The organism is Spirabiliibacterium mucosae (assembly GCF_014884965.1).
Lineage (GTDB): Bacteria > Pseudomonadota > Gammaproteobacteria > Enterobacterales > Pasteurellaceae > Spirabiliibacterium > Spirabiliibacterium mucosae.
In genome coordinates this window covers 20,686-45,177 of sequence record NZ_JABTBO010000012.1, presented here as the reverse complement: position 1 = coordinate 45,177, position 24,492 = coordinate 20,686, and the positions used below count along the sequence as shown (strand labels likewise).

Here is a 24,492-nt window from a genome sequence, read left to right as displayed (position 1 = left end):
ATTTTGCCATTTCAAGCCCAAGGCGTGGCAAACCGCACTTTGCCTTTTTTATTCCCTGTGTGTGAATTTTGACAAAAAATCTTTGACTATTTTGCGCTGTGCGGTTAATATGCGCTCCCTATGCAAAAGGTTAAACTTCCCCTGACTGTCGATCCAATCAAAGCTGCACAACGGCGATTGGACTACACTGGCTACTATGCGCCAACTCAACTTGCGCGCTTGGCAAGCAGTGTTCATCGCGTGTTAAGTGATGCACAAGCGACAATCACGTTTGACATTGACCCGCAGCGCTTGGTTGTGATTAAAGGTGCGGCAAAGGTTGAGGTTGAGCTGATTTGTCAACGTTGTGGAAAACCTTTTCAAGTGGCGCTGGAGAGTGAATTTCAATACTCGCCGGTGTCAAATCAGGATCAGGCAGATAAACTACCTGAGTACTACGAACCCCTTGAGATCAACGAATTTGGGGAAGTAGATTTGCTCGACGTGGTGGAAGATGAGTTAATCCTTGCACTACCACTTGTTCCAAAGCATAACCTAGAACACTGTGAAGTGTCCGTGGCTGAACAGGTTTTTGGCGAATTGCCCGCCGATGCGGAAAAACCAAACCCGTTCGCTGTATTAGCTAATTTAAAAAAGCATAAGTAATTTAGGAGTATAGCCAATGGCTGTTCAACAAAACAAAAAATCTCGCGCACGTCGTGACATGCGTCGTTCACATGATGCCTTAACCACTGCAGCTGTTTCAATTGATAAAGAAACAGGTGAAACCCATTTGCGTCATCACGTCACTGCTGACGGTTACTACCGTGGTCGTAAAGTGATCAATAAATAATTATTGATTCTTTAAGGCACGCAATTGACTCGTCTAACCCTCGCGTTAGATATGATGGGCGGGGACTTTGGTCCCCGTGTTACCTGCCCTGCAGCCCTGCAAGCATTGGAAAGTGATCCAACGCTTAGCCTTCTTTTATTCGGCGACAGCCAACAAATCACCCCTTTTTTTGACCACTGCTCAGCTGAGCTCAAGCAGCGTATCACCCTTTATCATTGCGATCGCGTGGTGAAAAACGATCAAGGCCTTTCAATGGCACTGCGCCGTTCCAAAGGCAGCTCCATGCGCTTGGCGATTGAAGCGGTGCGTGATGGCAAAGCCATGGCGTGTGTTAGCGCTGGCGACACCGCGGTGCTGATGGGGCTGGCAAAGGTGATTTTGCAGCCGCTGCCTGGGATCATTCGCCCGGCGTTGATTTCGGTTATCCCGACCATTGAGGGCAAACAAAGCGTGATGCTTGACCTTGGTGCCAACATTGATTGCTCGGCGCAGGTGCTAACGCAATTTGCGCAAATGGGTGCGATTTATGCCGAAAACCAGCTCCAGCTGGTCTACCCACGCGTGGCGCTGCTCAACATCGGGATTGAAGAGCTCAAAGGCTTGAAAAATATTCGCGAGGCGGCCGCGCTCATTCACCAAACCACGCAGCTCAATTATGTCGGCTACATTGAGGGCAATTTGCTGCTCAATGGCGTGGCCGATGTGATTGTCGCCGACGGCTTTGCCGGCAACATCGCGCTGAAAACCCTTGAAGGCAGCGCAAAAAATATTCTTTCCTTATTCAAAAGTGGCAATCACTCCCCATCTGTGATAAAAAAAGGATTAAAAAAACTCGGGAAGTGGGCGCTTTCTCGCTACTTGCCGCAATTTAAACAATTCAACCCTGATCTTTACAACGGCGCCTCGTTGCTCGGGCTCACCGCGGTGGTGGTGAAAAGCCACGGCAGCGCCAATCAACGGGCCTTTTTGCACGCCATCGAACAGGCAAAATGGCAAGTGCGGTCAAACATTGTGCAACAAATTCAGCAAGGCCTTGAGCTCAGCTGTGCCACACCCGCGCGTGAAGAGCAGGCATAACAACATCTTAGGATGCGTATGTTTAGTAAAATTTTAGCAACTGGCAGCTACTTGCCATCGCATAAACGAACCAATGCGGACTTAGAAAAGATGGTTGACACCTCCGATGAGTGGATTGTCACCCGCACTGGCATCCGTGAGCGCCGTATCGCGGCAGCCGACGAAACCGTGGTCACCATGGCAAGCCAGGCCGCGCGCAACTGCCTTGAGATGGCTCGGCTCAATGCACAAGATGTTGACCTGATTTTAGTTGCCACCACCAGCAATCAGCACGCCTTTCCAAGTGCGGCCTGCTCGGTGCAGCTGGAGCTTGGCATTAAAGATGCTATCGCCTTTGATTTAGCCGCCGCCTGCTCGGGCTTTGTTTATGCCTTAAGCGTGGCGGACCAATTTATCCGCACCGGCAAAGTGAAACACGCGCTGGTGATTGGCGCCGATCTTTTCTCTCGCGCGTTGGACGAGCAAGACCGCGGCACCGTGATTTTATTCGGTGATGGTGCCGGCGCCGTGCTGCTGAGCGCCAGCGAAGAGCCAGGCATTATCTCAACTCATTTGCACAGCGACCCAACCCAAAGCGAGATTTTGACTCTTAAGCAAGCCACCCGCAGCCGTGAGGAGCCATCGCCTGAATTTTTGCATATGCAAGGTAACGAAACCTTTAAAATCGCGGTGCGCCAGCTGGCCAACGTGGTGGAAGAAACCTTGCAACAAAACAACCTTGAAAAACACGACATTGATTGGCTGGTGCCTCATCAAGCCAATTTGCGCATCATCAGCGCCACGGCCAAAAAGCTCGACATGGACATGTCGCAGGTGGTTGTCACCCTTGACCGCCACGGCAATACCTCAGCCGGCAGCATTCCGAGTGCGCTCGACGAAGCGGTGCGCGACGGGCGCATTCAACGTGGCCAATTGGTGCTGATGGAGGCCTTTGGCGGCGGGTTGACATGGGGTTCAGTATTAGTGCGGTTTTAACCGCACTTTATGTTTTAAAGACAACGAGGAACAAAAATGAAAACATTTGCTATGGTTTTCCCAGGCCAAGGCTCACAAGCCATCGGCATGCTTGGCGAATTGGCCAGCCACTATAACGTGGTGGAAGACACCTTCAAACAAGCCAGCGACGTGCTGGGCTACGATTTGTGGGCACTGGTGCAAAGTGGCCAAGCGGAAGAATTAAACCAAACCTGGCGCACTCAGCCAGCGCTATTGGCCGCCAGCGTGGCGGTGTATCGCGTGTGGCAAGAAAAATACCCTGATCTCAAACCTGCCGTGATGGCCGGCCACAGCTTGGGCGAATTTTCCGCCCTGGTGTGCGCGGGCGTGATTGATTTTCAAGACGCGATCAAACTCGTTGAGCTGCGTGGGCGCCTGATGCAAAAAGCCGTGCCACAAGGCACTGGCGCGATGTATGCCATCATCGGCCTTGATGATCAAACCATTATTGACTGCTGTGAAAAAGCCGCCGAAGGTGAGGTGGTTTCCGCCGTCAACTTTAACTCACCAGGGCAAGTGGTGATTGCCGGCGCCAAAAGTGCGGTTGAGCGTGCTGCGCAGTTGTGCAAAGACGCTGGCGCCAAACGCGCACTGCCACTGGCGGTGAGCGTGCCATCCCACTGTGCTTTGATGAAACCAGCCGCCGACCAACTGGCCGTGGCGCTCGATTCCATCAGCTTCAAAGCCCCTCAAGTGCCTGTTATCAACAATGTGGATGTGAAACAACAAACCAGCGCGGACGATATCCGAAGCGCCCTTGTGCGCCAACTCTACAGCCCTGTGCGCTGGAGCGAAAGCGTGGAAAAAATGGCCTCACAAGGTGTGGCTGTGTTGGTTGAAATGGGCCCAGGCAAAGTGCTGACAGGCCTTGCCAAACGCATTAACAAATCATTAGACGCCTGCGCGGTCAACGACGTCAACTCCCTTGACGCAGCCGCCGGCGTGTTAGCGGAATAAGGAGCAATCATGCAAGGAAAAATCGCATTAGTCACCGGCGCCAGCCGTGGCATCGGCAAAGCCATCGCACAAGCGCTGGCCGCGCGCGGCTGCACAGTGGTGGGCACCGCCACCAGTGAAAAAGGCGCACAAGCCATTTCAGATTACTTGGGCGAACACGGCCGCGGCATGGTGGTGAACGTGGCCGACGTTGCCTCCATCGAGGCATTGCTGGCAGAAATTAAAAGTGCGCTCGGCGAGATTGATATTCTCGTTAACAACGCGGGCATCACACGCGACAACTTGATGATGCGCATGAAAGACGAAGAGTGGAACGATATCATCACCACCAACCTCAATTCCATTTTCCACTTGAGCAAAGCCGTATTGCGCCCAATGATGAAAAAACGCTTTGGCCGCATCATCAACATCGGCTCGGTGGTCGGCTCAATGGGCAACCCAGGCCAGGCGAATTATTGCGCCGCCAAAGCAGGCGTAATTGGCTTTTCGAAATCCCTCGCCCATGAAGTGGCCAGCCGTGGCATCACCGTGAATGTGGTCGCGCCAGGCTTTATCGCCACCGACATGACCGACGCCTTAACCGATGAGCAAAAACAAGGCATTTTAGCCAACGTGCCCGCGGGGCGCTTGGGTGAGGCGGCCGACATTGCCAATGCGGTGGCGTTTTTGGCCAGCGACGAGGCCGGCTACATCACGGGCACCACGTTGCACGTCAACGGTGGCTTATACATGAGCTAACCCAAAGTGCGGTGGCGCTTTAAGAAAAAGATGACAACCGCACTTTGATAATGGTAAAATTCAACACGGTATCGATTTTGGTTATAACGCGTTGAGCCGATAACCAAATTTGCATAGTATGTAGTGCACAATGGATGCCCTGCAAGTTTGACTTGTTACACACTATCATACGATTTTTATCTACTCGCTGATGGCGATTAAAATATAGGAAACTTAAAATGAGCATTGAAGAACGCGTAAAAAAAATCATTGTTGAGCAATTAGGCGTTAAAGAAGAAGAAGTGAAACCTGAAGCTTCATTCGTTGAAGATTTGGGCGCGGACTCTCTTGACACCGTTGAACTTGTAATGGCTTTAGAAGAAGAATTCGATATCGAAATTCCAGATGAAGAAGCAGAAAAAATTACAACAGTTCAATCTGCAATCGATTACGTTCAAAACAACCAATAATCTGTTGCACATGACAAGGGCGGTTTTTATACCGCCTAAATTTTATCCAACATTGCCAACGATTCATCAACTCCCCTCGGAGCCTACACTATGTCAAAACGTCGTGTCGTTGTTACTGGATTAGGGATGATCACCCCTTTGGGTAATGACGTAAATTCAACTTGGGACAACATTTTAGCCGGCAAAAGTGGCGTGAACACCCTCGAGAATTTTGATACCACCAATTACACCACCACCTTTGCAGCACAAGTCAAAGACTTCAACGCTGAGCAATACATCTCGCGCAAAGACGCGAAAAAAATGGACTTGTTTATCCAATACGGCATTGCCGCTGGCATGCAAGCGATGGAAGACGCGGGCCTTGAAGTCACTGAAGCTAACGCCAATCGCATTGGTGTGGCTATCGGCTCTGGCATTGGCGGCTTGGGGCTGATTGAAGAAAACCACAACGCCCTGCTCAAAGGTGGCGCGCGCAAAGTGAGCCCATTTTTTGTGCCATCAACCATCGTGAATATGGTGGCTGGCCACTTGTCTATCCACTACAAACTCCACGGCCCGAATATCACCATCGCCACCGCCTGCACCTCAGGCGTGCACAATATTGGCCATGCCGCGCGCATGATTGCCTATGGCGATGCGGATGCCATGCTCGCCGGCGGCGCTGAAAAAGCCAGCACAGCTCTGGGCATTGCCGGCTTCGGCGCGGCGCGGGCATTATCTACCCGCAACGACGCGCCGCAACAAGCCAGCCGCCCGTGGGATGTTGACCGCGATGGTTTTGTCCTCGGTGATGGCGCTGGCGTGGTGGTGTTGGAAGAATACGAACACGCCAAAGCCCGTGGCGCGAAAATCTACGCTGAACTGGTTGGCTTTGGCATGAGTGGTGACGGTTATCACATGACCTCCCCACCAGCCGATGGTGCAGGCGCAGCATTGGCGATGCAAAACGCGCTTAATGATGCGCAATTAAAACCTGAGCAAATTGGCTACATCAACGCCCACGGCACCTCAACGCCAGCTGGGGATGTGGCTGAAGCCACCGCCGTGGCCACTGTCTTCGCTGATAATCAAGAGGCGATTTTGGTCAGCTCCACCAAATCCATGACCGGCCACCTGTTAGGTGCCGCAGGCGCAGTGGAATCCATCTTCACCATTTTGGCACTGCGTGATCAAATCGCGCCACCGACCATCAATTTGCAAAATCAAGACCCAGCCGTCAAGCTTGACTTGGTAGCCAACAAAGCACGCAAAGTCACCTTGGAGTATGCGTTGAACAACTCCTTTGGCTTTGGTGGCACCAACGGCTCGTTGATTTTCAAAAAAATCTAATAAAAAACCGCACTTTAAAAGTGCGGTTTTCTTATCTCTAGGCTAGAGATCGTCGATGATCACATAGACGTTTTTCACCGGCCCATGCACCCCAACCACTTTCACCAGCTCAATGTCTGCCGTGGCACTCGGCCCTGAAATGATGTTGACGCACGATGGCATGCGCTCCCCTCGCGCGGCCTTTTCATCAAGGACTTTAGCCAGTTGCGCCACACGTGGCAAAATTTGGCTGCGTTTGAGCAACACAATCGACACCGGCGGCAACAAGCTGACCGAGCGGCCAAAGTGCGGGTCGGAGAAAAGCACAATCCCGCCTGACTCCGTCAAGCCATATTCGGCAAACACCACGCCAATGTTGGCATCCGCTGCAAAAGTGCGGTTTTCTACCGCCTCTTGCTCAGACCAAATGTGGGTGGTGTAATGCTGCTCAAGGCAGGTGATCACGCCAAGCTCACGCAGGCGCGCATCGTCGTTGATGATCACATCACCCGCGCCATATTTGTCGCACAACGCCTGCAAATGCGCGCACACATCGGCGGCGGTGGTGGCGGTGCAATCAATCTCCAGCGCTTGGGCGTTGAGGATAAAGGTGGCCAGCAGCTGCTCGGGGTCAAGCTCGGTTAAGCGCGTTTGTGGCGCGTCGGTGAGCTTGGCGTAGTGCCCTTGCACCTCACGGCGCACTGGCCGGCCGAGCTGCTCGGCCAGGTGGTTTAAAAAGTTGTCGCGATTGGCTGAATCTAACATAGCGTTATCCTTTTTTGTTTTGATGCTGTTTAAACCAGCTGCGGAAGCTCTCGCCGTCAGGCTGAGGTAGGTCGCGCGCTTTGGTCCACTCGCCAATGGCGCCGATGTCAAACGGCGCTTTGCCGTTTTTGATGGTTTTGCTCATCACCTGTGCGCCCACCTTCATGCCCACTTTCCACAACACTGGGTGGCTGTTGGCAAAGGTGAAGGCCTTGACGCTGAGTTTTTCCACCGTTGGCGCGATGCCTTCGTCCACCATGTTTTGGCGATGTTTTAATAACAAACTCGCCAGCGGGATTTTCACCGGGCACACTTGGTTGCAGGCGGTACACAGCGAGCAGGCGTATGGCAAATCTTTAAATTCTTGATAGCCGCCCAAAATAGGAGACAGCACCGAGCCGATAGGGCCTGGGTAAATCGAGCCGTAGCCATGGCCGCCAATTTGGCGGTACGCTGGGCAGGTATTAAGGCAAGCACCGCAGCGGATGCAGCGCAAAATGTCGTTAAACTCGCCGCCTAAGGCTTTGGAGCGGCCGTTATCCACAATCACGAGGTGGAAGTCCTCTGGCCCGTGGTTTCCCCCGCCAGCCGAGGGCCTGTCAGCCAGGTGTTGTAGGCGGTGAGCTTGGCGCCGACCGCACTTCGTGCCAGCAAGGTGATCAAAATATCCACTGCCTCAAAGCTTGGCGCGATGCGCTCCATGCCCATCACCGCGATGTGCGTTTTTGGCAAGGTGGTGGCTAGGCGCAGGTTGCCCTCGTTGGTGACCAAGCACACGCTGCCGGTTTGCGGCACGGCAAAGTTACAGCCGCTGATGCCAATATCCGCTTCAAGAAAATCTTTGCGGATGGTGTTGCGGATAAACAGCGTCATCTCCTCTGGCGTGGCCGCGCCGGTGTAGCCGAGCTTGTCGTGCAACACTTGGCGAATTTGCTCGCGGTCTTTGTGAATTGCGGGCACCACAATGTGAGAGGGTTTGTCGCCGGCGATTTGAAGGATGTATTCCCCCAAATCGCTTTCAATCACCTTGATGCCTTCTTGCTCAAGCACGTGATTAAGACCAATTTCTTCCGTCACCATGGATTTGGATTTGACGATTTTTTTGGCATTTTTCTCACGCGCGATTTTTTTGATGTAATCGGTGGCATCTTGCGCGGTGGCGGCAAAATAGACGTGCCCGCCGTTGGCGGTAACGCTTTCTGACAGCTGGTAAAGATAGGCATCTAAATTTTCCAACACATGGTTGCGAATGGCTTTGGCCTGCTCGCGCCAATCTTCCCAGTGGCCGAGCTCATCAACCATTTTTTGGCGGTTGGCGCCAATGCGCTCTTGCGCCATCACCAGCGCTTTGCGCACCACGTCGTTGTGAATTTCTTGGTCGATGCGCTGTTTAAAAGGGACTTGGCTTGTTTGAATCGACATATTTCCTCCTAACGGCTCATCAACACTTCAGCAATGTGCATCACTTTGATTGGGCTGCCCTCGCGGTGCAATCGCCCGCCGATGTTGATCAAACAGCTGACATCGGCACCAATCAAATAATCAGGCTGCACCGCTTCAATGTGAGCGGCTTTTTCTTTCACCATTTCGCCTGAAATTTCGGCCATTTTGACCGAGAACGTGCCACCAAAGCCGCAGCAGGTGGTTTGGTTGGCAATCGGCAGCAGCTCCAAGCCCTCGACCGCTTCAAGCAAAGCGATCGGCTCGTGTTGAATATTAAGCTTGCGAAACAAACTGCATGAGGGGTGATAAACCGCCTTGCCTGGCAATTTGGCGCCCACGTTGGTGACGTTGAGCTGATTGACGATGAAATCGGTCAAGTCATAAAAGCGGTCTGCCACGCGTTGTGCGCGTGCGGCCCAATCGCCATCGCCTTTGAGATAATCGCCATAGTTTTTAATGGCATAAACACACGAGCCCGCGGGTGCTACGATGGGGTAATCATTCACTTCAAACGTTTCGATTAAGTTTTTCATCGCAGGAAAAGCAGATTTGACATAGCCGCCGTTGATGGCAGGCTGGCCGCAGCAGGTTTGCCGCTCTAAAAAGGTGATGTCGCAGCCAAGTTGCTCAAGCAGCAGCACACTTTGCTTGGCCACATTGGCGCGCACGGCATCGCCTATGCAAGTTGCATAAAAATTAACGTTCATTTGTCCTCCAACACTCGCAAAAGCGCACAAAATGTGCGCTTTAAAACATTATTATCACCGCATTTTAACGTAATAGCAACACAGCAACCAATGCGGCAATCACACCGTAAATAAACATTGGGATCACGGTGCGTTTAATGATTGTGCCCTCTTGGTTTTTCATATTCAAAATCGAACACACGGCGATGATGTTATTTATGCACACCATGTTGCCCATGGCGCCACCCACCGATTGCAAGGCCAACACCAAGGTGGCAGAAAGCCCCGTGGTTTGGGCAATCGAGTACTGAATGCCGCCAAAGGTGAGGTTCGACACCGTGTTGGAGCCGGAGAAGAACGCCCCAATCGCACCAAGGTAGCTGGAGAAGAAGGTCCAGTTTTCACCCGTGGCTTGGGCAAAGCTGCGCCCAATGATTTGCACCATGGACTGCTCGCCGCCGACTAACATCAGCTTCACCATGATTAACGCACCGAGCAAAGCGAGGAACGGCTTTTGCACTTGGGCGAGGCTGGCGGTGAAAATAGTGCTTTTTTGCCCACGCTGGAGTTTGAAAATCATAAATGAAATCAACACCGTCACCACAAAGGGGATCAACGCCGGCACATACAGCGTGCGGTAGCTGCCGCTCACGCCTTGCTCAAAAATGTTCAACCAAGAGAAAATCAACGCGCGGCTGACTTCAAACTGCCCTAGCGCGCCCATTGGCAAGGTGAAAAGTGCGGTCGTGTCGTTGAGCCAGCCTTTGATGCCGAACTGGTGAATGCGGGTGATCACCAAAATGCCAATCAAGAGCATGGTGGGCAACATTGCTTTGAACACCACCCCAAAGGCCACGCGCTCTTGACTGTCGTCGTGGACTTTTTGAATGCCAATGCCTTGGTTGGCCAAAAAGATTGACAGCAACAAGCCAATCGCACCGCCGACAAGGGCTGGGAATTCATAGTTAATTTGCGCCAGCAAAAAGTACGGCACGGTGCACGAGAAGATGCTTAAGTAAATAAACACCAAATTGCGGCGAATCTCCGCCCAGCTGATGATAAAACGCAGCGCAATGATCGGGATCACCAGTGCCGCAAAAGCGTGGATGACCGCACTTTGCGCGCCAATTTCAAGCAAGGCTTGCTCGCCGAGGTTGAGTGGCGCAAAGCCAAACCAAGTTGGCGTGCCCACCGCACCGAATGACACAGGCACTGAGTTCATCACCAAGGTGAACACCGCCACGCGCAACGGCGCAAAGCCCAAGCCCACCAAAATCGGTGCGGCAATCGCCGCCGGTGTACCAAAGCCTGAGGCGCCTTCAATCATGAAAGCAAACGCCCAGCCGATGATCATCAACTGCGCCACCGGGTTTGGGTTGATGTTCGACAACCAATGGCGCAACACGTTAACAGAGCCGGTTTCTTCCATCATGCGGTTAAACAAAATCGCGCCGAAGATGATGGTGATCGGCGTTAAGGTCGCGATGACGCCAGAGACCATATTGGCGCCAAGTAAGGTGAAATCTTCTTGAAAATAAAAATTTGAATCGCCAACACAATCGCGGCGGTAATTGGCAGTGCGATATACGACGGCAAGCTGTTGCGCTTGACCATCATATAAATCAAAATCACAATTGGAATAATGCTTAAAAACAGCGCCATACTATCTCCCTCTGAGGTTGAACATGGTGAAAATTATTTTTTCTTGTTAATTATTTTACGTTTAGAAAACATACTTTTAACATTCGGTGGCTAACGATAAGCGAAGATGCGCACTTGTGCAATAGTACAAAATGTAACCCACGTCACAAAATGAAAAAAAGATGTCGTTATTTGATAACTTTTTCGCCACTTTTGCTTTTGAAATGTTGTTTTATGAACCTTAAAAGCCAAGTGCGGTTGGCATTGGTCACACAATGTGCAAAAAAGCTTGTCGAGTGCGGGCGCATCGGGTATAATTTGCGCCCTTAAGCCACATTCATTTTCGTTCCTTGCTTCCAAAGATTATGTGGCTGGTCTTACATGGAGGCTGATTAACCCGTAAGGAGCAGCAGTAATGCGTCACTACGAAATCGTTTTTATGGTCCACCCAGACCAAAGCGAACAAGTACCAGGCATGATTGAGCGTTACACTGGCGCTGTAAAAGAAGCTGGTGGGCAAATTCATCGCCTAGAAGATTGGGGCCGTCGCCAATTGGCATACCCAATCAACAAACTACACAAAGCACACTATGTGCTGATGAATGTAGAAGCACCGCAAGAAGTCATCGACGAGCTAGAAACCACATTCCGTTACAATGATGCAATTTTGCGTAACGTGATTATTCGTACTAAGCACGCCGTAACAGAAGCGTCCCCAATGGCTAAAGCGAAAGACGATCGTCGCGCTTCAGCTGAAGTTGCTAACAACGATTATGAGGATGCTGAAGAGTAATTTAACGATTGAAAATCGTCTTCAACTTGCAGGACATGTTTGCTCGCAACTGAAACGATCACAAAGCCCCAGCGGCATTGAACACTGCCAATTTTATCTTGAGCATCGTTCAAGCCAAGTGGAAGCCGAGATGCCCCGCCTTGCGTGGTGTCGGATAAAAGTTTCCTTAAGTGGGCCTCAATTAATTAAACAATCTCAAAGCATTACGGTCGGCAGTCACCTTTTTATCCGTGGTTTTTTAACCACCCATAAAAATGCAAACGGACTTAGTCAGTTGGTGTTACATGCCGAGCAAATCGAATTTATAGATTAGGAGACTAGCCCTATGGCACGTTATTTCCGTCGTCGTAAGTTCTGCCGTTTCACAGCGGAAAACGTACAAGAAATCGATTACAAAGATATCGCGACGTTAAAGAACTACATTACAGAGAGCGGCAAAATTGTTCCAAGCCGTATTACCGGTACTCGTGCGAAGTATCAACGTCAATTAGCCCGCGCTATCAAACGCGCTCGTTACCTTGCGTTGCTGCCGTACACTGACAATCATCAGTAATTAAAGAGAGGATACGGTAATGCAAATTATTCTTTTAGATAAAATTGTTCACCTTGGCAATGTCGGTGATCAAGTAAATGTAAAAGCCGGCTTCGCGCGTAACTTCCTTATCCCACAAGGGAAAGCAGTTATGGCTACGGCTGAAAATATTGCCCATTTTGAATCTCGCCGCGCTGAACTTGAAGCGAAAGTAGCTAAAGAATTAGCCCAAGCTCAAGAACGCGCTGAGAAAATCGCAGCACTCGGCTCTGTTACCATCGCCTCTAAAGCGGGTGACGAAGGCCGCCTGTTCGGTTCAATTGGTACTCGTGATATCTCCGACGCCATCAAAGCCGCAGGTGTTGAAGTGGAAAAAAGCGAAGTGCGTTTGTCTGAAGGTCCATTGCGTACCATCGGCGAGCACGAAGTGCGCTTCCAACTTCACGGTGAAGTGTTCACACAACTTATCGTTAACGTGGTTGCTGAATAAGCCCACGCCAACGCACAAAACCCGAGCTTGCCTCGGGTTTTTTATTGCATTTTTTTATCCCTAGTGGCGCGACTGGGTGTATACTGCGCAAAAACTTAAAGGAGTTGTTATGTCGCACACCATTGAACCTTTCGGCACGCTTTTGGGCTTTGCCCCCGGTGGCGTGGCTATTTATTCCAGCGACTACGACAGCGTCGACACCGCACTTTACCCTGACGACGCCGCCTTTCGCAGTTATCTCGGGCATGAATACATGGGCTACAAATGGCAATGTGTCGAATTTGCCCGGCGCTATTTATACATCAACTACGGCTATGTCTTCACCGATGTGGCGATGGCGTATGAAATCTTCTCCCTGCGTTTTGTACGCCAAGTAATCAATGACGCCCTATTGCCGCTGCAAGCCTTTGCTAACGGCTCACAACAGCCACCAGCAGCTGGCTGCTTGCTGATTTGGCAAGAAGGCGGCGAGTTCAAACACACCGGCCATGTGGCGATCATCACCGAGGTGCTTGAAGACAAAGTGCGGATCGCCGAGCAAAATGTGATTCACCACTGCCTGCCCTTTGGCCAGCAATGGACGCGCGAGCTGCCGTTAACGCGTGAAAACGGCGGCTACACACTGCACGACACCTTTGACGACACTGCCATTTTAGGCTGGATGATCCCAACGGGGGCGAACGCGCACAGCCTGCCGCGGCCACACATTGCACCGCACTTGCTGAATATTCACGCCCAGCAACTTGAAAACCGCGGCCAGTTTGACGGCGCGTGGCTGAATCAAAACGAGCCGCTGATTGACGCCTATGTGCAGGCGATGGACGGGCATAAAATCAACTCAGGCAGCCCGTATGACTACTTTACGATTTCGCAAAGTGCGGTTCACGAGCTGGTGCGCGCCACCAACGAGCTGCATTTGATGTATCTGCACGCCACCGACAAAGTGATGCAAAGCGATGAGCTGCTCTCCCATTTCAACATCCCGCGCATTTTATGGCCACGGGTGCGCCGCTCATGGCAAACACGGCGTTACCAAATGATCACCGGCCGGCTCGATTTTTGCATGGACGAACGTGGCTTGAAAGTCTATGAATACAACGCTGACTCCGCCTCTTGCCACACCGAAACAGGCCGCATCCTCAGCGATTGGGCCAAGCAGGCGGGCACTGTGAGCGGGCGCGACCCTGGCGATGATTTGTTAAATATGCTTGCTGATTGCTGGCAGCACAGTGACGCCAGCGGCTTTGTCCACATCATGCAAGACAACGACAGCGAAGAGAACTACCACGCGCTATTTATGCAAAAGGCGCTGAGCCAAGCGGGCTTTGAGAGCAAAATTTTGCACGGCCTTGACGACATTCACTGGGACAGTCGCGGGCGCTTGGTGGACAACGAGCAGCGGCTGATTCAATGCGTGTGGAAAACCTGGGCGTGGGAAACGGTGCTCGAGCAGCTGCGCGAGGAGTATGAAGCGCAACACGCCGCACCACCGATTCGCACCGGCCACCCAGAACACAAAGTGCGGTTGATTGACGTGCTACTGCGCCCTGAAATCAAAGTGTTTGAGCCACTGTGGACGGTGGTGACTAGCAACAAGGCGATTTTGCCTGTGTTGTGGTCGCTCTTCCCGCACCACCGCTATTTGCTTGATGCCGCCTTTGATCTCACCCCCGAGCTCATCGCTGAAGGCTACGCCTGCAAGCCCATTGCCGGGCGCTGTGGCAGCAATATTCAACTGGTGGGCAAAAACCAAAGCGTGCTGGGCCAAACCTGCGGGCGATTTGATCACCAAGAGCAAATCTACCAGCAACTGTGGTGCTTGCCGAACATTCAGGGGCTGCACTTGCAGCTGTGCACTTTCACCGTTGGCGGGCATTATGGCGGCACCTGCTTGCGTGGTGATGCCGATTTGGTCATCACCGGTGGCTCAGACATGCACCCGTTGCGCGTGGTGAAAGACCGCACTTTTGAGGGTTAATTTGCGCTTGCGTGTTTAAGACGAATTACGTATTCTATTAAGGAATATTTATTTTACATCTTAATGGAGTGATTATGTTAGACACGCAAACGCGCGAGATTATCAAAGCCACCGTGCCTGCACTGGAAGCACACGGCACCACCATCACCAAAACCTTTTATCACAATATGTTCAACGACCACCCTGAGTTGTTGAACATTTTCAACAAAACCAACCAAGCCCGCGGCCAGCAGCCAACGGCGCTGGCCACCACAGTGCTGGCGGCGGCCAAACACATTGACAATCTAGAAGCCATTTTAGACCACGTAATCCAAATCGGCCACAAGCACCGCGCGTTGGAAATTCACGCCGAGCACTACCCTATCGTGGGCAAGCACCTGCTTGGCGCCATCAAAGAAGTGCTGGGCGAGGCCGCCACGCCTGAGATTTTAGACGCGTGGGCCAAAGCCTACGGCGTGATTGCTGATGCCTTTATCGGCGTGGAGCAGCAAATGTATGACAACGCCGCATGGCAAGGCTTTCAGCCTTTCACCGTGGTTGACAAGCGTGAAGTGGGGCAAGATGTGGTGGAGTTCACCGTCAAAAACGATGCGCTGCTTGAAAACCTTGCCATCACCGCCGGGCAATACATCACTGTGCAAGTGCAGCCTGAAGGCGAGGCAAATCTTGCCCTGCGCCACTACTCTTTGTGCGCCATTGAGCCGCAGCAGGGGCTGAAATTTGCCGTCAAACGCGACAACCAAGGCGAGTTTAAAGGCTTGGTATCGAACTATTTGCATGATCACGTCAACATCGGCGATGAGCTGAAACTCTCCGCACCGGCGGGCGATTTTGTGCTGCGCCAAAGCGATGAGCCGGTGGTGTTCATCAGCGCAGGGGTGGGCATCACGCCGATTTTGGCGATGCTGGCCGAGCAAGTAAAACTCAACCCTGCTCGCCCTGTGGTGTGGCTGCACTCCACCCGCAATGAGACCAGCCACGCGTTCAAAGCTGAAACCGAGGCGCTGCTGGCCAACGCCAACGTGCAATTAAGTGACACGCGCTACACCCAAACCCACGGCCGCTTGGATGGTGACGCTTTACGCAAGGCGATTCCAGCCAACGCGCAAGTCTATTTGTGCGGCTCGATGGACTTTATGCACGCGATGCGTGATCACATCAAAGCCCTGGAGCAAGACAACATCCGCGTGTTCTTTGAGCCATTCGGCCCTAAAATGAGCTTGATTGAGGTCTAACGGCGCTTTGCACAACCGCACTTTGCCTAAAGTGCGGTTTGCGCTTGCATTTGTGCGGATTTGCTCTATTATTTGGCAAAATAGTCAGCAAAAGGATGCATTATGCTTTATCTCACGTTAGAAGACACACACACCATCGGCAGCCCTAAGCAAAATGGCACCCACTCCAACGTGCACGATCACTTTGCCGTGATGTTTGAAGACGACGGCGAAAGCGGTTATTTTTATGCCCTCGACACCCGCCAAGCGCAAAGCGTGGTGGACGCGCTGCATTTGTATAACGTCGAGAGCTTCAGCGACACTTTGCAAGCCGATAATCAGCTGCAAATCTGCTGGTCGCAAGACGGCAATCTCGCCGTGTTATTGCTCAATGGCCAAGTGCAAGCAGCGTTTGATTTTGCCAAACTGATTGGCTACAACCACTCCCACTTCCCAGAGCCTGAGCTGGGCTCCATGTGGTCGCGCGGCAAACTCGATGATGCCTTTGTTGAGGGCTTGAAAGCCTAATTTCACACAAAAAAGGTGGCTTTTGCCACCTTTTGTTTTGCTTATTCCACCGCACTTTTCCATTGGCCGTAGCCTTGGGCGTCCATCTCCTCAAGCGGGATAAATTTCAGCGCCGTGCCGTTGATGCAATAGCGCAGACCGCCTTTGTCTTGCGGGCCGTCGGGGAAGACGTGGCCGAGGTGGGAGTCGGCATCATGGCTGCGCACCTCGGTGCGGGTCATGTTGAAGCTTTTGTCGACCTTTTCCACCACCGCACTTTGCGCAATCGGGCGGGTGAAGCTCGGCCAGCCGCAACCGCTGTCGTATTTATCACGGCTTGAAAAAAGCGGCTCGCCACTGACGATATCGACATAAATGCCTGGCGCAAAGAGATGATCATACTCATGGCTGAAGGCGCGCTCGGTGCCGTTTTGTTGCGTGATGTAAAACTGGCGATCGGTTAGGCCCAATTTTTGCTCACGGTAGTCCTTTTTAACCGCACTTTGCCCTTTTTCCGCCTCCAGTGGCTTGTCGGCAAGGCTGATGTCAATGTGGCAATAGCCGTTAGGGTTTTTGCGCAAATAATCTTGGTGATACTCCTCGGCGGCAAAAAATTGGCGCAGAGGTTGCACTTCCACCACGATTTTTTGGCTGTGTTTTTGCTGCTCACCGGCGATGTCTTGCTCAATTTGTGCGCGATCTGCTTCATCGGTGTAATAAATGCCCGTGCGGTATTGCACGCCGCGGTCATTGCCTTGTTTGTTGACGCTGGTTGGGTCAATCACGCGGAAATAGCGGCGCAAAATATCATGCAGGCTGATTTTGCTCGGGTCGTAATCCACCTTCACGGTTTCCGCGTGGCCTGAGCCTGCGATCACGTCTTGATAGCTTGGGTTTTCGCTGTTGCCGTTGGCATAGCCTGATACGGCATCAAGCACGCCGTCAATGCGCTCAAAATAGGCCTCAAGCCCCCAAAAGCAGCCGCCGGCGAGATAAATGGTTTTCTTCTCCATTGCACTTTCTCCTTTTTTTGCCTGTTGCACCTGATGCACGTCTGCGTGCAAATCCGCTTGCAGTTGCGCCACTTGCGCCGCACCCAGGTGGCCTGTGATAACGCGCACCAGCTGCCCTTTGGCATCAAACACGCCCCAGCTTGGGTAGCCTTTCAGCCCAAGGGATTTCAGCCAGCTTTCCACCTGCGCGCCTTGAGCGAGCAGCACAGGCGGTGCGGCAAAATCCAAGCCTTTGTACCACGCCTCAAACTCGCCTTTGGGCTTTTCGCCCCATACGCCAGGGGTGGCCACCGTGGTGATGTGAACGCCGTTTAAAGTGTTATCATGACGCATTTGCTCGGTTTCTTCCAGCTCTGACAAGCACTGCGGGCACCAACTTGCCCAAAATTTCACCAGAGTTGGTTTGTCACTGGCGAGCAACGTGGCCGCTTGGCCGTGGATATCCGTGAACGTCACATCCGCTTGGCTGGCTTGCAACGGGGCGATTAACACGCTCCAGAAAAGAAAAAGCAGGCTCCATCGTTTCATCTCGCACCTCTATTGCGTGTGAAGTTGGGATAAATGCTCAGCAAAGGCCGCAGGCGGCATAAAGCCACTGACGCGTGCCTCGCTCAGCTCTTGCCCTTGTGGGCTGAAAAATAAAATGGTTGGCAGCCCCAGCACCTGGAATCTCTCCATCAGCGTGCGATTGGCCGCGCTGGAGGTGGTCAAATCGGCGCGCAGCAGCACCATATTGTCAAATTGCGCACGCACCGCGGCGTCAGGGAAGGTGTATTTATCAAACTCTTTGCACGCCACGCACCAATCAGCATACAAATCCAGCATCGCCACTTTGCCGGGGTTGGCCTTGAGCACGCGGGTAAGATCGTCTGCGCTTTCGATCATGGTAAAGTGCGGTTGTGCTTTAGTTTGCACCGCACTTTGCCCCTGCCAAGCCAACTGGGCCAGCGGGTAGCCTGCCATAATCATCAAGGCAAACAGCGGCAACTTCAACCACAACCACACGCGCCGTGTTGGCAGGGATAAAATCAACCACATCAAAAAACTCACCGCCAGCGCCGACCACAAGCACCACGCCCAGCGCTCATCCACCAGGCGAGAGAGCAAAAACACGGGCACGGCAAGCATCACAAAGCCGAAGGCGGTTTTCACCTTGGTTTGCCACGCGCCGCCTTTTGGCAAAATGGCGTTGCCGAACAGTGTCACCAGCACCAGCGGCACGCCCATGCCGAGCGCGAGCAGATAAAGCGCCAAACCGCCGAGGACAAAATCACCACTTTGCGCCACATACAGCAATGCGCCCGACAGCGGTGCGCTGATGCACGGCGAGGCGACAAGGCCTGCGATCATGCCCATCACAAACACGCTGCCATAGGCGCCACCTTGTTGTTTTTGGCTCAGTTGCATCAGTTTGTTTTGCCAGCTATTGGGCAGCTGCAGCTCAAACAGCCCAAACATGGCGAGCGCTAAAATCACAAACAGCACGGCAAAGCCAATTAGCACATAAGGGCTTTGCAGCGCTTGTTGAAACGGCAAACCGATCGACACCACCAGCAGCCCAAGTGCGGTGTAGGTCAGGGCCATGCCTTGCACATAGCTGATACTCAACAGCAAAGCGCGAGTGGTGTTGGGGCGCTGCTGCTGGCCAATCACAATGGAGGAAAGCAGTGGCAACATCGGCAGCACGCACGGGGTGAACGCCAAGCCAAGCCCAAGCACAAAAAACCACCATACGTTCAACTCACCGGCCGCGGGTGCGTCAACCGTACTTTGCATTTCCGTGCTAGCGTGCGCCGCATCACTGCCCTGCATTTGGTTTGGCGTGCTGGCAACCGCACTTTGCTCGCCACTGGCTTGCGTGAGCATCACCACTTGAGTTTGCGGCGGGTAGCAAAAATTGGCGGTGCAACCTTGGTATTCGACCGTCAGCTCACGTTGGCCGGCGGCTTGGCTCAGGGGCACATTAATGTTGAGCTCATCGCGATAAATCCCCACCTCACCAAAAAAGTCATCGTGATGGGGCTCACTTTTCGGCAGGGCAAGCTCGCCAATCGGCGCACCACCTGCCGTCACGCGGATGGATTTTTCGTATAAATAATACTCAGGCGCAATTTGCCAGTGCAGTTGCGCTTGCTGCGCGTTCACTTGCGCTGAAAAGGCAAAGGCCTGCTCGGCGGGCAAGAAGTCATTTTTGCGGTCAAAAAAGCCCGCCTGCGCGGTGAGGCTGGCCAGCAGCGTGAGCCAAAACGTGAAAAGTGCGGTCAGTCGAGAGAAGGTCATAATCCATCCAAATGTTATTGTTTTACGGCTATTTATACACAAATTGGGGTTGCGAGCTTGCGCGTGAGTCTTAAGTTTTCAGCGATTTAATCCAATGTGGATAATTTACCTCTTTATAGTTACAAACAGTGACTAACTGTCATCCTTGCGGGTTTTGATCCAAAAAAAGAAGAACCAATACTGCACAATCATCAGCAAAATCAAGGCGATGCGACCATAAATGGTGGGCATGAAACAAAAGCTCACCGCCATCATCGCGCCAGAGAGAGCAAGAATGCTGATTTTCCCGCGCAACGTCATCGAGCGCGTTTCGTTAAACTCGCGCAAGTATTTGTCATAAATCGCCGTTTGCAAAAACCAGCTGTGCAGCCGCTCAGAGCTTTTGGCGAAAAAAATAGAGCGCGAGCAGCAAAAACGGCGTGGTTGGCAGCACGGGCAGCACCGCGCCGAGCAGGCCTAGGCCGATAAACAAAAACCCGAGCAAAATATAGAGCCATTTAACTGCTTGCATAACCTTCTCGCCTGTTGATTGAGGGATTAATTATAATCATTTGGGGTGAAATGTAAAGTGCGGTTATTTGGCCAAAAGTGCGCTCAAGCGGGCAAATTGCTCCCACGGGGCAATCGCCAAGCCTTGTTTGAGGGCGCGTTCAAGCTCGGCGAGCAGTGCAATGGCCTGATACACGCGGCGATACGTTAAGCGCTGCATCGCTGCTTGGTACAGCCCACGCCGGCTTTGCCAAATGCGCAGTGCGTCAAACCGCACTTTTAAATTTTGGCTTGGCAGCAGTGCACGGCTGTCGGCCACCGCGGTGCCTTCAGCCAAGCTGAGCAAGGTGGTCAGCTCTTTTTGGGCGCTGCGCAGCAAAATCAGCGGCTCAGCTTCTTCATTTTCTAGGCTTTTTAAAATCCGCATGGCGCGCTTGGCTTTGCCTTCAAGCAGCGCGTCCAGCCATTGATAAGGCGTGAATTGGGAGGATTGCTCAATGCAGCTTTGCACTTTGTAGAAATTGAGTTTTTCGTCGCCAAAGCGCAGCGCCAACAGTTTCAAGGCTTGGGCAAGGGCGAGCAAATTATTTTCATAATTGTGGCATAGCAGCTGCTGCGCTTCGACATCGAGTTGCAAATTCATCTGCTTTAACCGCACTTTGAGCCACTGCGGCAGCTGCTCGGCATTCGGCGTTTGGCAATTGACCACCACCAGCTGGGCAAACTGCGCGCTGAGCGCTTTAAACCACGCCTGCTTTTCGGTTTGAAAAGTCAATTTTGGCGCGCAAAATACTGGCAAAATATCGCTGTGCAGTTGCGGCAAAATGGCTTGAAAGGCTTTGCTGATCGCCTGTGTCATGTTCTCTGGCAAATTGACTAGCCACAGCGAGCGGGCCGAAAAAAGCCCTTGGGATTGGGTGCTTTCCGAAAGTGCATCCCAGTTGGTGCTGCCGTTCACCTCCACGCGCAAAGTTTCATCAAAGCCCTGCTCGCGAGCGCGTGTGGTGATCAGCGCGCGCGATTCGTCAAGCAGCAGTGGGTCGCTGCCCGCCAGCAAATAGGCGGGCGCAAGGCCCTCGTTGGGGGCGTGGAGCTGGGCGGCGAAAATGCGTTTCACAACTTAGTTAAGCTGTTGTTGCAAAGTCATTAATTTAATCAGCAACTGCTTGGCCGCTTGGCGACGCATATCGTCGTAAATCACATCTTGCTCAACTGATTTGGCCAGCGCTGCGCGAGAGTCGTTAAAAAACGTGCGGCTGTTGCTAACATTAATCGGGAATTCGCCTTTGCCTGGCACGTTGACCGTGGCGCGCACGTTCAAGGTCAGCAAGTTTTCCGCCTCACGCCCTTGTTTGAAAACAGACACCACACTTGAGCTCACGCTTGAGCCTTTCAGCCGCAACTGTGGCACGTCGTCACGCTCAACCAGCGCCACTTGATGGAGCTTGAGCTGCTCGCGCACTTGGCGGCTTAAAAAGTCATAAGGCTCACTGCTGACCAATTTCATGGTGCTAAATTGCCCGCCGAGCGCACTTTGGTTGGCAAAGTGCAAACCGCAGCCTGCCAGCCCCGCAAGCACGATGACAGCACACAACGCTTTGAATTTATTCCACATAATTGCCCCTTATTTCGCCACAAAACTCAATAATTTGCCTGGCACATAAATCACTTTCACGATGCTCAGCCCATCGAGGTGGCGGCTGACGTTTTCATCCTCAAGCGCGATGGCTTTGATTTCCTCTTCGCTGGCTGAGGCGCTGACGGTAATTTTCGACCGCACTTTGCCATTGACTTGCACCACGATCAATTTTTCATCATCCACCATCGCTTTTTCATCGGCTTGCACCCACGGTGCAAAGTCAATTGCCTCGTCATGGCCAAGCGCCTGCCACAAGGTGAAGCAGATGTGCGGTGTGATTGGGTAAAGCATGCGGATCACCGCGCTTAACGCTTCGGCCATCAGCGCTTTGTCTTGCTCGCTTTCTAATGGCGCGCGGGTGAGTTTGTTCATCAGCTCCATGATAGCGGCAATCGCGGTGTTGAAGGTTTGGCGGCGGCCAATGTCGTCGCTGACTTTCGCGATGGTTTTGTGCAAATCACGGCGCAGCTCTTTTTGCGCTTTGTTCAGTTGGCTAACATCGAGCGCGCCTTGAGCTGGGCTTTGCGCGTAGTCGTAGGTGAGGTTCCACAAGCGGCGTAAAAAGCGGTGCGCGCCCTCAACACTGGCCTCTTGCCACTCGAGTGTCATCTCCGCCGGCGAGGCGAACATCATAAACAGCCGCACGGTATCGGCGCCGTATTTTTCCACCATCTCTTGCGGGTCAATGCCGTTGTTTTTCGACTTCGACATCTTGGTCATGCCCGCGTGCACCAGCTCGTGGCCTTCGTCGTCGCTGGCTTTCACAATACGGCCTTTGTCGTCGCGCTCAACAATCGCTTTGGTTGGCGACACCCAAATTTTTTCGCCTTTGTCAGAGATGTAATAGTAGGCATCAGCCAGCACCATGCCTTGGCACAGCAGTTTATCCACCGGCTCATCGCAGTTGAGCATGCCCGCATCGCGCAGCAATTTGTGGAAGAAGCGGAAATAGAGCAAGTGCATGGTGGCGTGCTCGATCCCGCCGATGTATTGGTCAACCGGCAGCCAGTAGTTAGCCTCTTCTGGGTTGAGCATACCTTGGTCATAGTGCGGGCAGGTGTAGCGCGCATAATACCAAGACGATTCCATAAAGGTGTCAAAGGTATCGGTTTCGCGCAGCGCGCTTTGGCCGTTGAAGGTGGTTTGCGCCCAGGTTGGGTCGGCTTTGATCGGGCTTTGCACGCCGTCCATCACCACATCTTCAGGCAACTCCACTGGCAAATCTTTCAATGGCACACCCACAACCTCGCCGTTTTCTAGCGTCAACATCGGAATTGGCGTGCCCCAATAGCGCTGGCGAGAAACGCCCCAATCGCGCAGGCGGAAGTTGGTTTGGCGCTTGCCGCGACCGCACTTTTCCAATTTTTGCGCAATGGCATCAATCGCTTGCTCAAAATCAAGCCCATCAAACTCGCCGGAGTTGATAAGCACGCCGTGCTCGGTGAACGCCCCTTGGCTTAAATCCGGCTGCGCGGCATCGGCTGGGCGGATCACGGCTTTGATCGGCAAATCGTATTTTTGGGCAAATTCAAAATCGCGTTGATCATGCGCCGGCACCGACATCACCGCGCCTGTGCCGTAGTGCATCAACACAAAGTTTGCCACCCACACCGGCACTTTTTCGCCTGTGAGTGGGTGAATCACGTTGATGCCCGTGGCCATACCCTTTTTCTCCATGGTGGCGAGATCGGCTTCAGCCACTTTGATGTTTTTGCTCTCTTCAATAAAGGCGGCCAATTGCGGGTTATTTTCCGCCGCTTTTTGCGCTAACGGGTGGGCGGCAGCAATGGCGAGGTACGACACGCCAAAAAGTGTATCGGCGCGGGTGGTGTAGACTTCAACCACCTCGTTGCTGTTTTCCACCGCAAAGGCGATTTCAAGCCCTTCAGAGCGGCCAATCCAGTTGCGTTGCATGCTTTTGACTTGATCCGGCCAATTTGGCAGCTGATCAAGGCCACTGAGCAGTTGCTCGGCATAATCGGTGATTTTGATAAACCATTGCGGGATCTCTTTTTGCACCACAGGGGTGTCGCAGCGCCAGCAGCGGCCTTCGTCCACTTGCTCGTTGGCGAGCACGGTTTCATCGTTCGGGCACCAGTTGACCACCGAGGTTTTTTTATAGACGAGACCTTTTTTATACAACTCGGTGAAAAACCACTGCTCCCATTTGTAATAATCTGGCCGGCAGGTGGTGATTTCGCGATCCCAGTCGTAGCTTAGGCCGAGCATTTTCAGCTGCTGTTTCATGTAGGCGATGTTTTCATACGTCCAAGGCGCGGGTGCGGTTTTGTTTTTGATCGCCGCGTTTTCCGCCGGCATACCAAAGGCATCCCAGCCAATCGGTTGCAGCACGTTTTTGCCATTCATGCGTTGGAAGCGGGCAATCACATCACCGATGGTGTAGTTGCGCACATGCCCCATGTGCAGCCGGCCGGATGGGTACGGGAACATCGACAAGCAGTAATATTTTTCTTTGGAATGGTCGACTTTGGCTTTAAAGACATTATTTTGTTGCCAATAATCCTGCACTTGGGCTTCAACCTGCTCAGGACTGTAATGTTGTTGCATAATAATCACCTTGCAAAAAACCGCACTTTGGCGGCTAAAAGAGAAAAATAAGATGGTAATAGAATAGCGTAATTTGGGGTTAAAACCTAGTCTTTAT

22 protein-coding genes and 3 pseudogenes are annotated in these 24,492 nt (G+C 52.5%); 15 read left to right on the top strand and 10 right to left on the bottom strand.

The genetic code is table 11. The annotated features are described in order from the left end of the window. Positions 1-120: 120 nt before the first annotated feature. The 8 genes from yceD (at position 121) to fabF (ending at position 6,378) form a co-directional block, all read left to right on the top strand. Entirely contained in the window at positions 121-645 is a 525-nt protein-coding gene (gene yceD, locus HPC37_RS06065; RefSeq protein ID WP_208122280.1) for a 23S rRNA accumulation protein YceD, read from the top strand. A 16-nt stretch (positions 646-661) separates the two neighbouring features. Next, positions 662-832, top strand: coding sequence for a 50S ribosomal protein L32 (rpmF, locus tag HPC37_RS06060; RefSeq protein WP_208118744.1), 171 nt, complete (start codon positions 662-664; stop codon positions 830-832). Between the two features lie 24 nt (positions 833-856). Beyond that, positions 857-1,909 carry a phosphate acyltransferase PlsX gene (gene plsX / locus HPC37_RS06055; RefSeq protein WP_208122279.1) on the top strand — a complete coding sequence of 351 codons (1,053 nt, stop codon included), beginning with the start codon at positions 857-859 and terminating at the stop codon, positions 1,907-1,909. 12 nt (positions 1,910-1,921) lie between these two features. Then, entirely contained in the window at positions 1,922-2,884 is a 963-nt protein-coding gene (locus HPC37_RS06050) for a beta-ketoacyl-ACP synthase III (RefSeq protein WP_427915959.1), read from the top strand. Between the two features lie 36 nt (positions 2,885-2,920). Continuing rightward, positions 2,921-3,862: an ACP S-malonyltransferase gene (gene fabD, locus HPC37_RS06045; protein ID WP_208122277.1), complete on the top strand. Its 942-nt coding sequence runs from the start codon at positions 2,921-2,923 to the stop codon at positions 3,860-3,862. A 9-nt stretch (positions 3,863-3,871) separates the two neighbouring features. Next, a complete protein-coding gene (gene fabG, locus HPC37_RS06040) occupies positions 3,872-4,600 on the top strand; it encodes a 3-oxoacyl-ACP reductase FabG (RefSeq protein ID WP_208122276.1) in 729 nt (242 codons plus the stop codon). Positions 4,601-4,818: 218 nt separating this feature from the next. Then, positions 4,819-5,049 (top strand): acyl carrier protein, encoded by a 231-nt coding sequence (gene acpP / locus HPC37_RS06035; protein WP_111301362.1) that lies wholly within the window; start codon positions 4,819-4,821, stop codon positions 5,047-5,049. 90 nt (positions 5,050-5,139) lie between these two features. Further along, on the top strand, positions 5,140-6,378 hold the full coding sequence (gene fabF, locus HPC37_RS06030; RefSeq protein ID WP_208122275.1) for a beta-ketoacyl-ACP synthase II: 1,239 nt from the start codon (positions 5,140-5,142) through the stop codon (positions 6,376-6,378). A 42-nt stretch (positions 6,379-6,420) separates the two neighbouring features. Here the strand turns inward: fabF and HPC37_RS06025 are convergent, their stop codons facing one another. The 4 genes and pseudogenes from HPC37_RS06025 to HPC37_RS06010 all read right to left on the bottom strand — a co-directional run bounded on the left by HPC37_RS06025 (position 6,421) and on the right by HPC37_RS06010 (position 10,913). Then, on the bottom strand, positions 6,421-7,122 hold the full coding sequence (locus tag HPC37_RS06025) for a LutC/YkgG family protein (protein WP_208122274.1): 702 nt from the start codon (positions 7,120-7,122) through the stop codon (positions 6,421-6,423). A 4-nt stretch (positions 7,123-7,126) separates the two neighbouring features. Further along, positions 7,127-8,544: pseudogene (locus tag HPC37_RS06020) on the bottom strand (LutB/LldF family L-lactate oxidation iron-sulfur protein). Between the two features lie 8 nt (positions 8,545-8,552). Beyond that, positions 8,553-9,272, bottom strand: a complete 720-nt coding sequence (locus HPC37_RS06015) for a (Fe-S)-binding protein (RefSeq protein WP_208122273.1) — start codon at positions 9,270-9,272, stop codon at positions 8,553-8,555. Positions 9,273-9,336: 64 nt separating this feature from the next. Beyond that, positions 9,337-10,913: pseudogene (locus tag HPC37_RS06010) on the bottom strand (L-lactate permease). 394 nt (positions 10,914-11,307) lie between these two features. Here HPC37_RS06010 and rpsF point away from each other — a divergent pair. The 7 genes from rpsF to HPC37_RS05975 all read left to right on the top strand — a co-directional run bounded on the left by rpsF (position 11,308) and on the right by HPC37_RS05975 (position 16,427). Beyond that, positions 11,308-11,685 carry a 30S ribosomal protein S6 gene (gene rpsF / locus HPC37_RS06005; RefSeq protein ID WP_208122272.1) on the top strand — a complete coding sequence of 126 codons (378 nt, stop codon included), beginning with the start codon at positions 11,308-11,310 and terminating at the stop codon, positions 11,683-11,685. Next, positions 11,672-11,998 carry a primosomal replication protein N gene (priB, locus tag HPC37_RS06000; RefSeq protein ID WP_208122271.1) on the top strand — a complete coding sequence of 109 codons (327 nt, stop codon included), beginning with the start codon at positions 11,672-11,674 and terminating at the stop codon, positions 11,996-11,998. The genes rpsF and priB overlap by 14 nt, the downstream gene beginning before the upstream one ends. Before the next feature lie 12 nt (positions 11,999-12,010). Beyond that, entirely contained in the window at positions 12,011-12,238 is a 228-nt protein-coding gene (gene rpsR / locus HPC37_RS05995) for a 30S ribosomal protein S18 (protein WP_208118732.1), read from the top strand. A 19-nt stretch (positions 12,239-12,257) separates the two neighbouring features. Further along, positions 12,258-12,707: a 50S ribosomal protein L9 gene (gene rplI, locus HPC37_RS05990; RefSeq protein ID WP_208122270.1), complete on the top strand. Its 450-nt coding sequence runs from the start codon at positions 12,258-12,260 to the stop codon at positions 12,705-12,707. Positions 12,708-12,816: 109 nt separating this feature from the next. After that, positions 12,817-14,685, top strand: coding sequence for a bifunctional glutathionylspermidine amidase/synthase (gss, locus tag HPC37_RS05985; protein ID WP_208122269.1), 1,869 nt, complete (start codon positions 12,817-12,819; stop codon positions 14,683-14,685). A gap of 74 nt (positions 14,686-14,759) precedes the next feature. Next, complete coding sequence (locus HPC37_RS05980; RefSeq protein WP_208122268.1) at positions 14,760-15,920, top strand: globin domain-containing protein; 1,161 nt, start codon at positions 14,760-14,762, stop codon at positions 15,918-15,920. Positions 15,921-16,022: 102 nt separating this feature from the next. Beyond that, a complete protein-coding gene (locus HPC37_RS05975) occupies positions 16,023-16,427 on the top strand; it encodes a DUF2251 domain-containing protein (protein ID WP_208122267.1) in 405 nt (134 codons plus the stop codon). Between the two features lie 41 nt (positions 16,428-16,468). Here HPC37_RS05975 and msrAB read toward each other — a convergent pair whose 3' ends face one another. The 6 genes and pseudogenes from msrAB to leuS form a co-directional block, all read right to left on the bottom strand. Next, a complete protein-coding gene (gene msrAB, locus HPC37_RS05970) occupies positions 16,469-17,947 on the bottom strand; it encodes a bifunctional peptide-methionine (S)-S-oxide reductase MsrA/peptide-methionine (R)-S-oxide reductase MsrB (protein ID WP_208122266.1) in 1,479 nt (492 codons plus the stop codon). Between the two features lie 9 nt (positions 17,948-17,956). Beyond that, positions 17,957-19,684, bottom strand: a complete 1,728-nt coding sequence (locus HPC37_RS05965; RefSeq protein ID WP_427915960.1) for a protein-disulfide reductase DsbD — start codon at positions 19,682-19,684, stop codon at positions 17,957-17,959. A gap of 147 nt (positions 19,685-19,831) precedes the next feature. Next, positions 19,832-20,210, bottom strand: a pseudogene (locus HPC37_RS05960) (YbaN family protein). Positions 20,211-20,273: 63 nt separating this feature from the next. Continuing rightward, positions 20,274-21,305: a DNA polymerase III subunit delta gene (gene holA / locus HPC37_RS05955; RefSeq protein WP_208122264.1), complete on the bottom strand. Its 1,032-nt coding sequence runs from the start codon at positions 21,303-21,305 to the stop codon at positions 20,274-20,276. A 3-nt stretch (positions 21,306-21,308) separates the two neighbouring features. Continuing rightward, positions 21,309-21,803 carry an LPS assembly lipoprotein LptE gene (lptE, locus tag HPC37_RS05950; protein ID WP_208122263.1) on the bottom strand — a complete coding sequence of 165 codons (495 nt, stop codon included), beginning with the start codon at positions 21,801-21,803 and terminating at the stop codon, positions 21,309-21,311. A gap of 9 nt (positions 21,804-21,812) precedes the next feature. After that, a complete protein-coding gene (leuS, locus tag HPC37_RS05945) occupies positions 21,813-24,395 on the bottom strand; it encodes a leucine--tRNA ligase (protein WP_208122262.1) in 2,583 nt (860 codons plus the stop codon). Positions 24,396-24,492 lie beyond the last annotated feature (97 nt).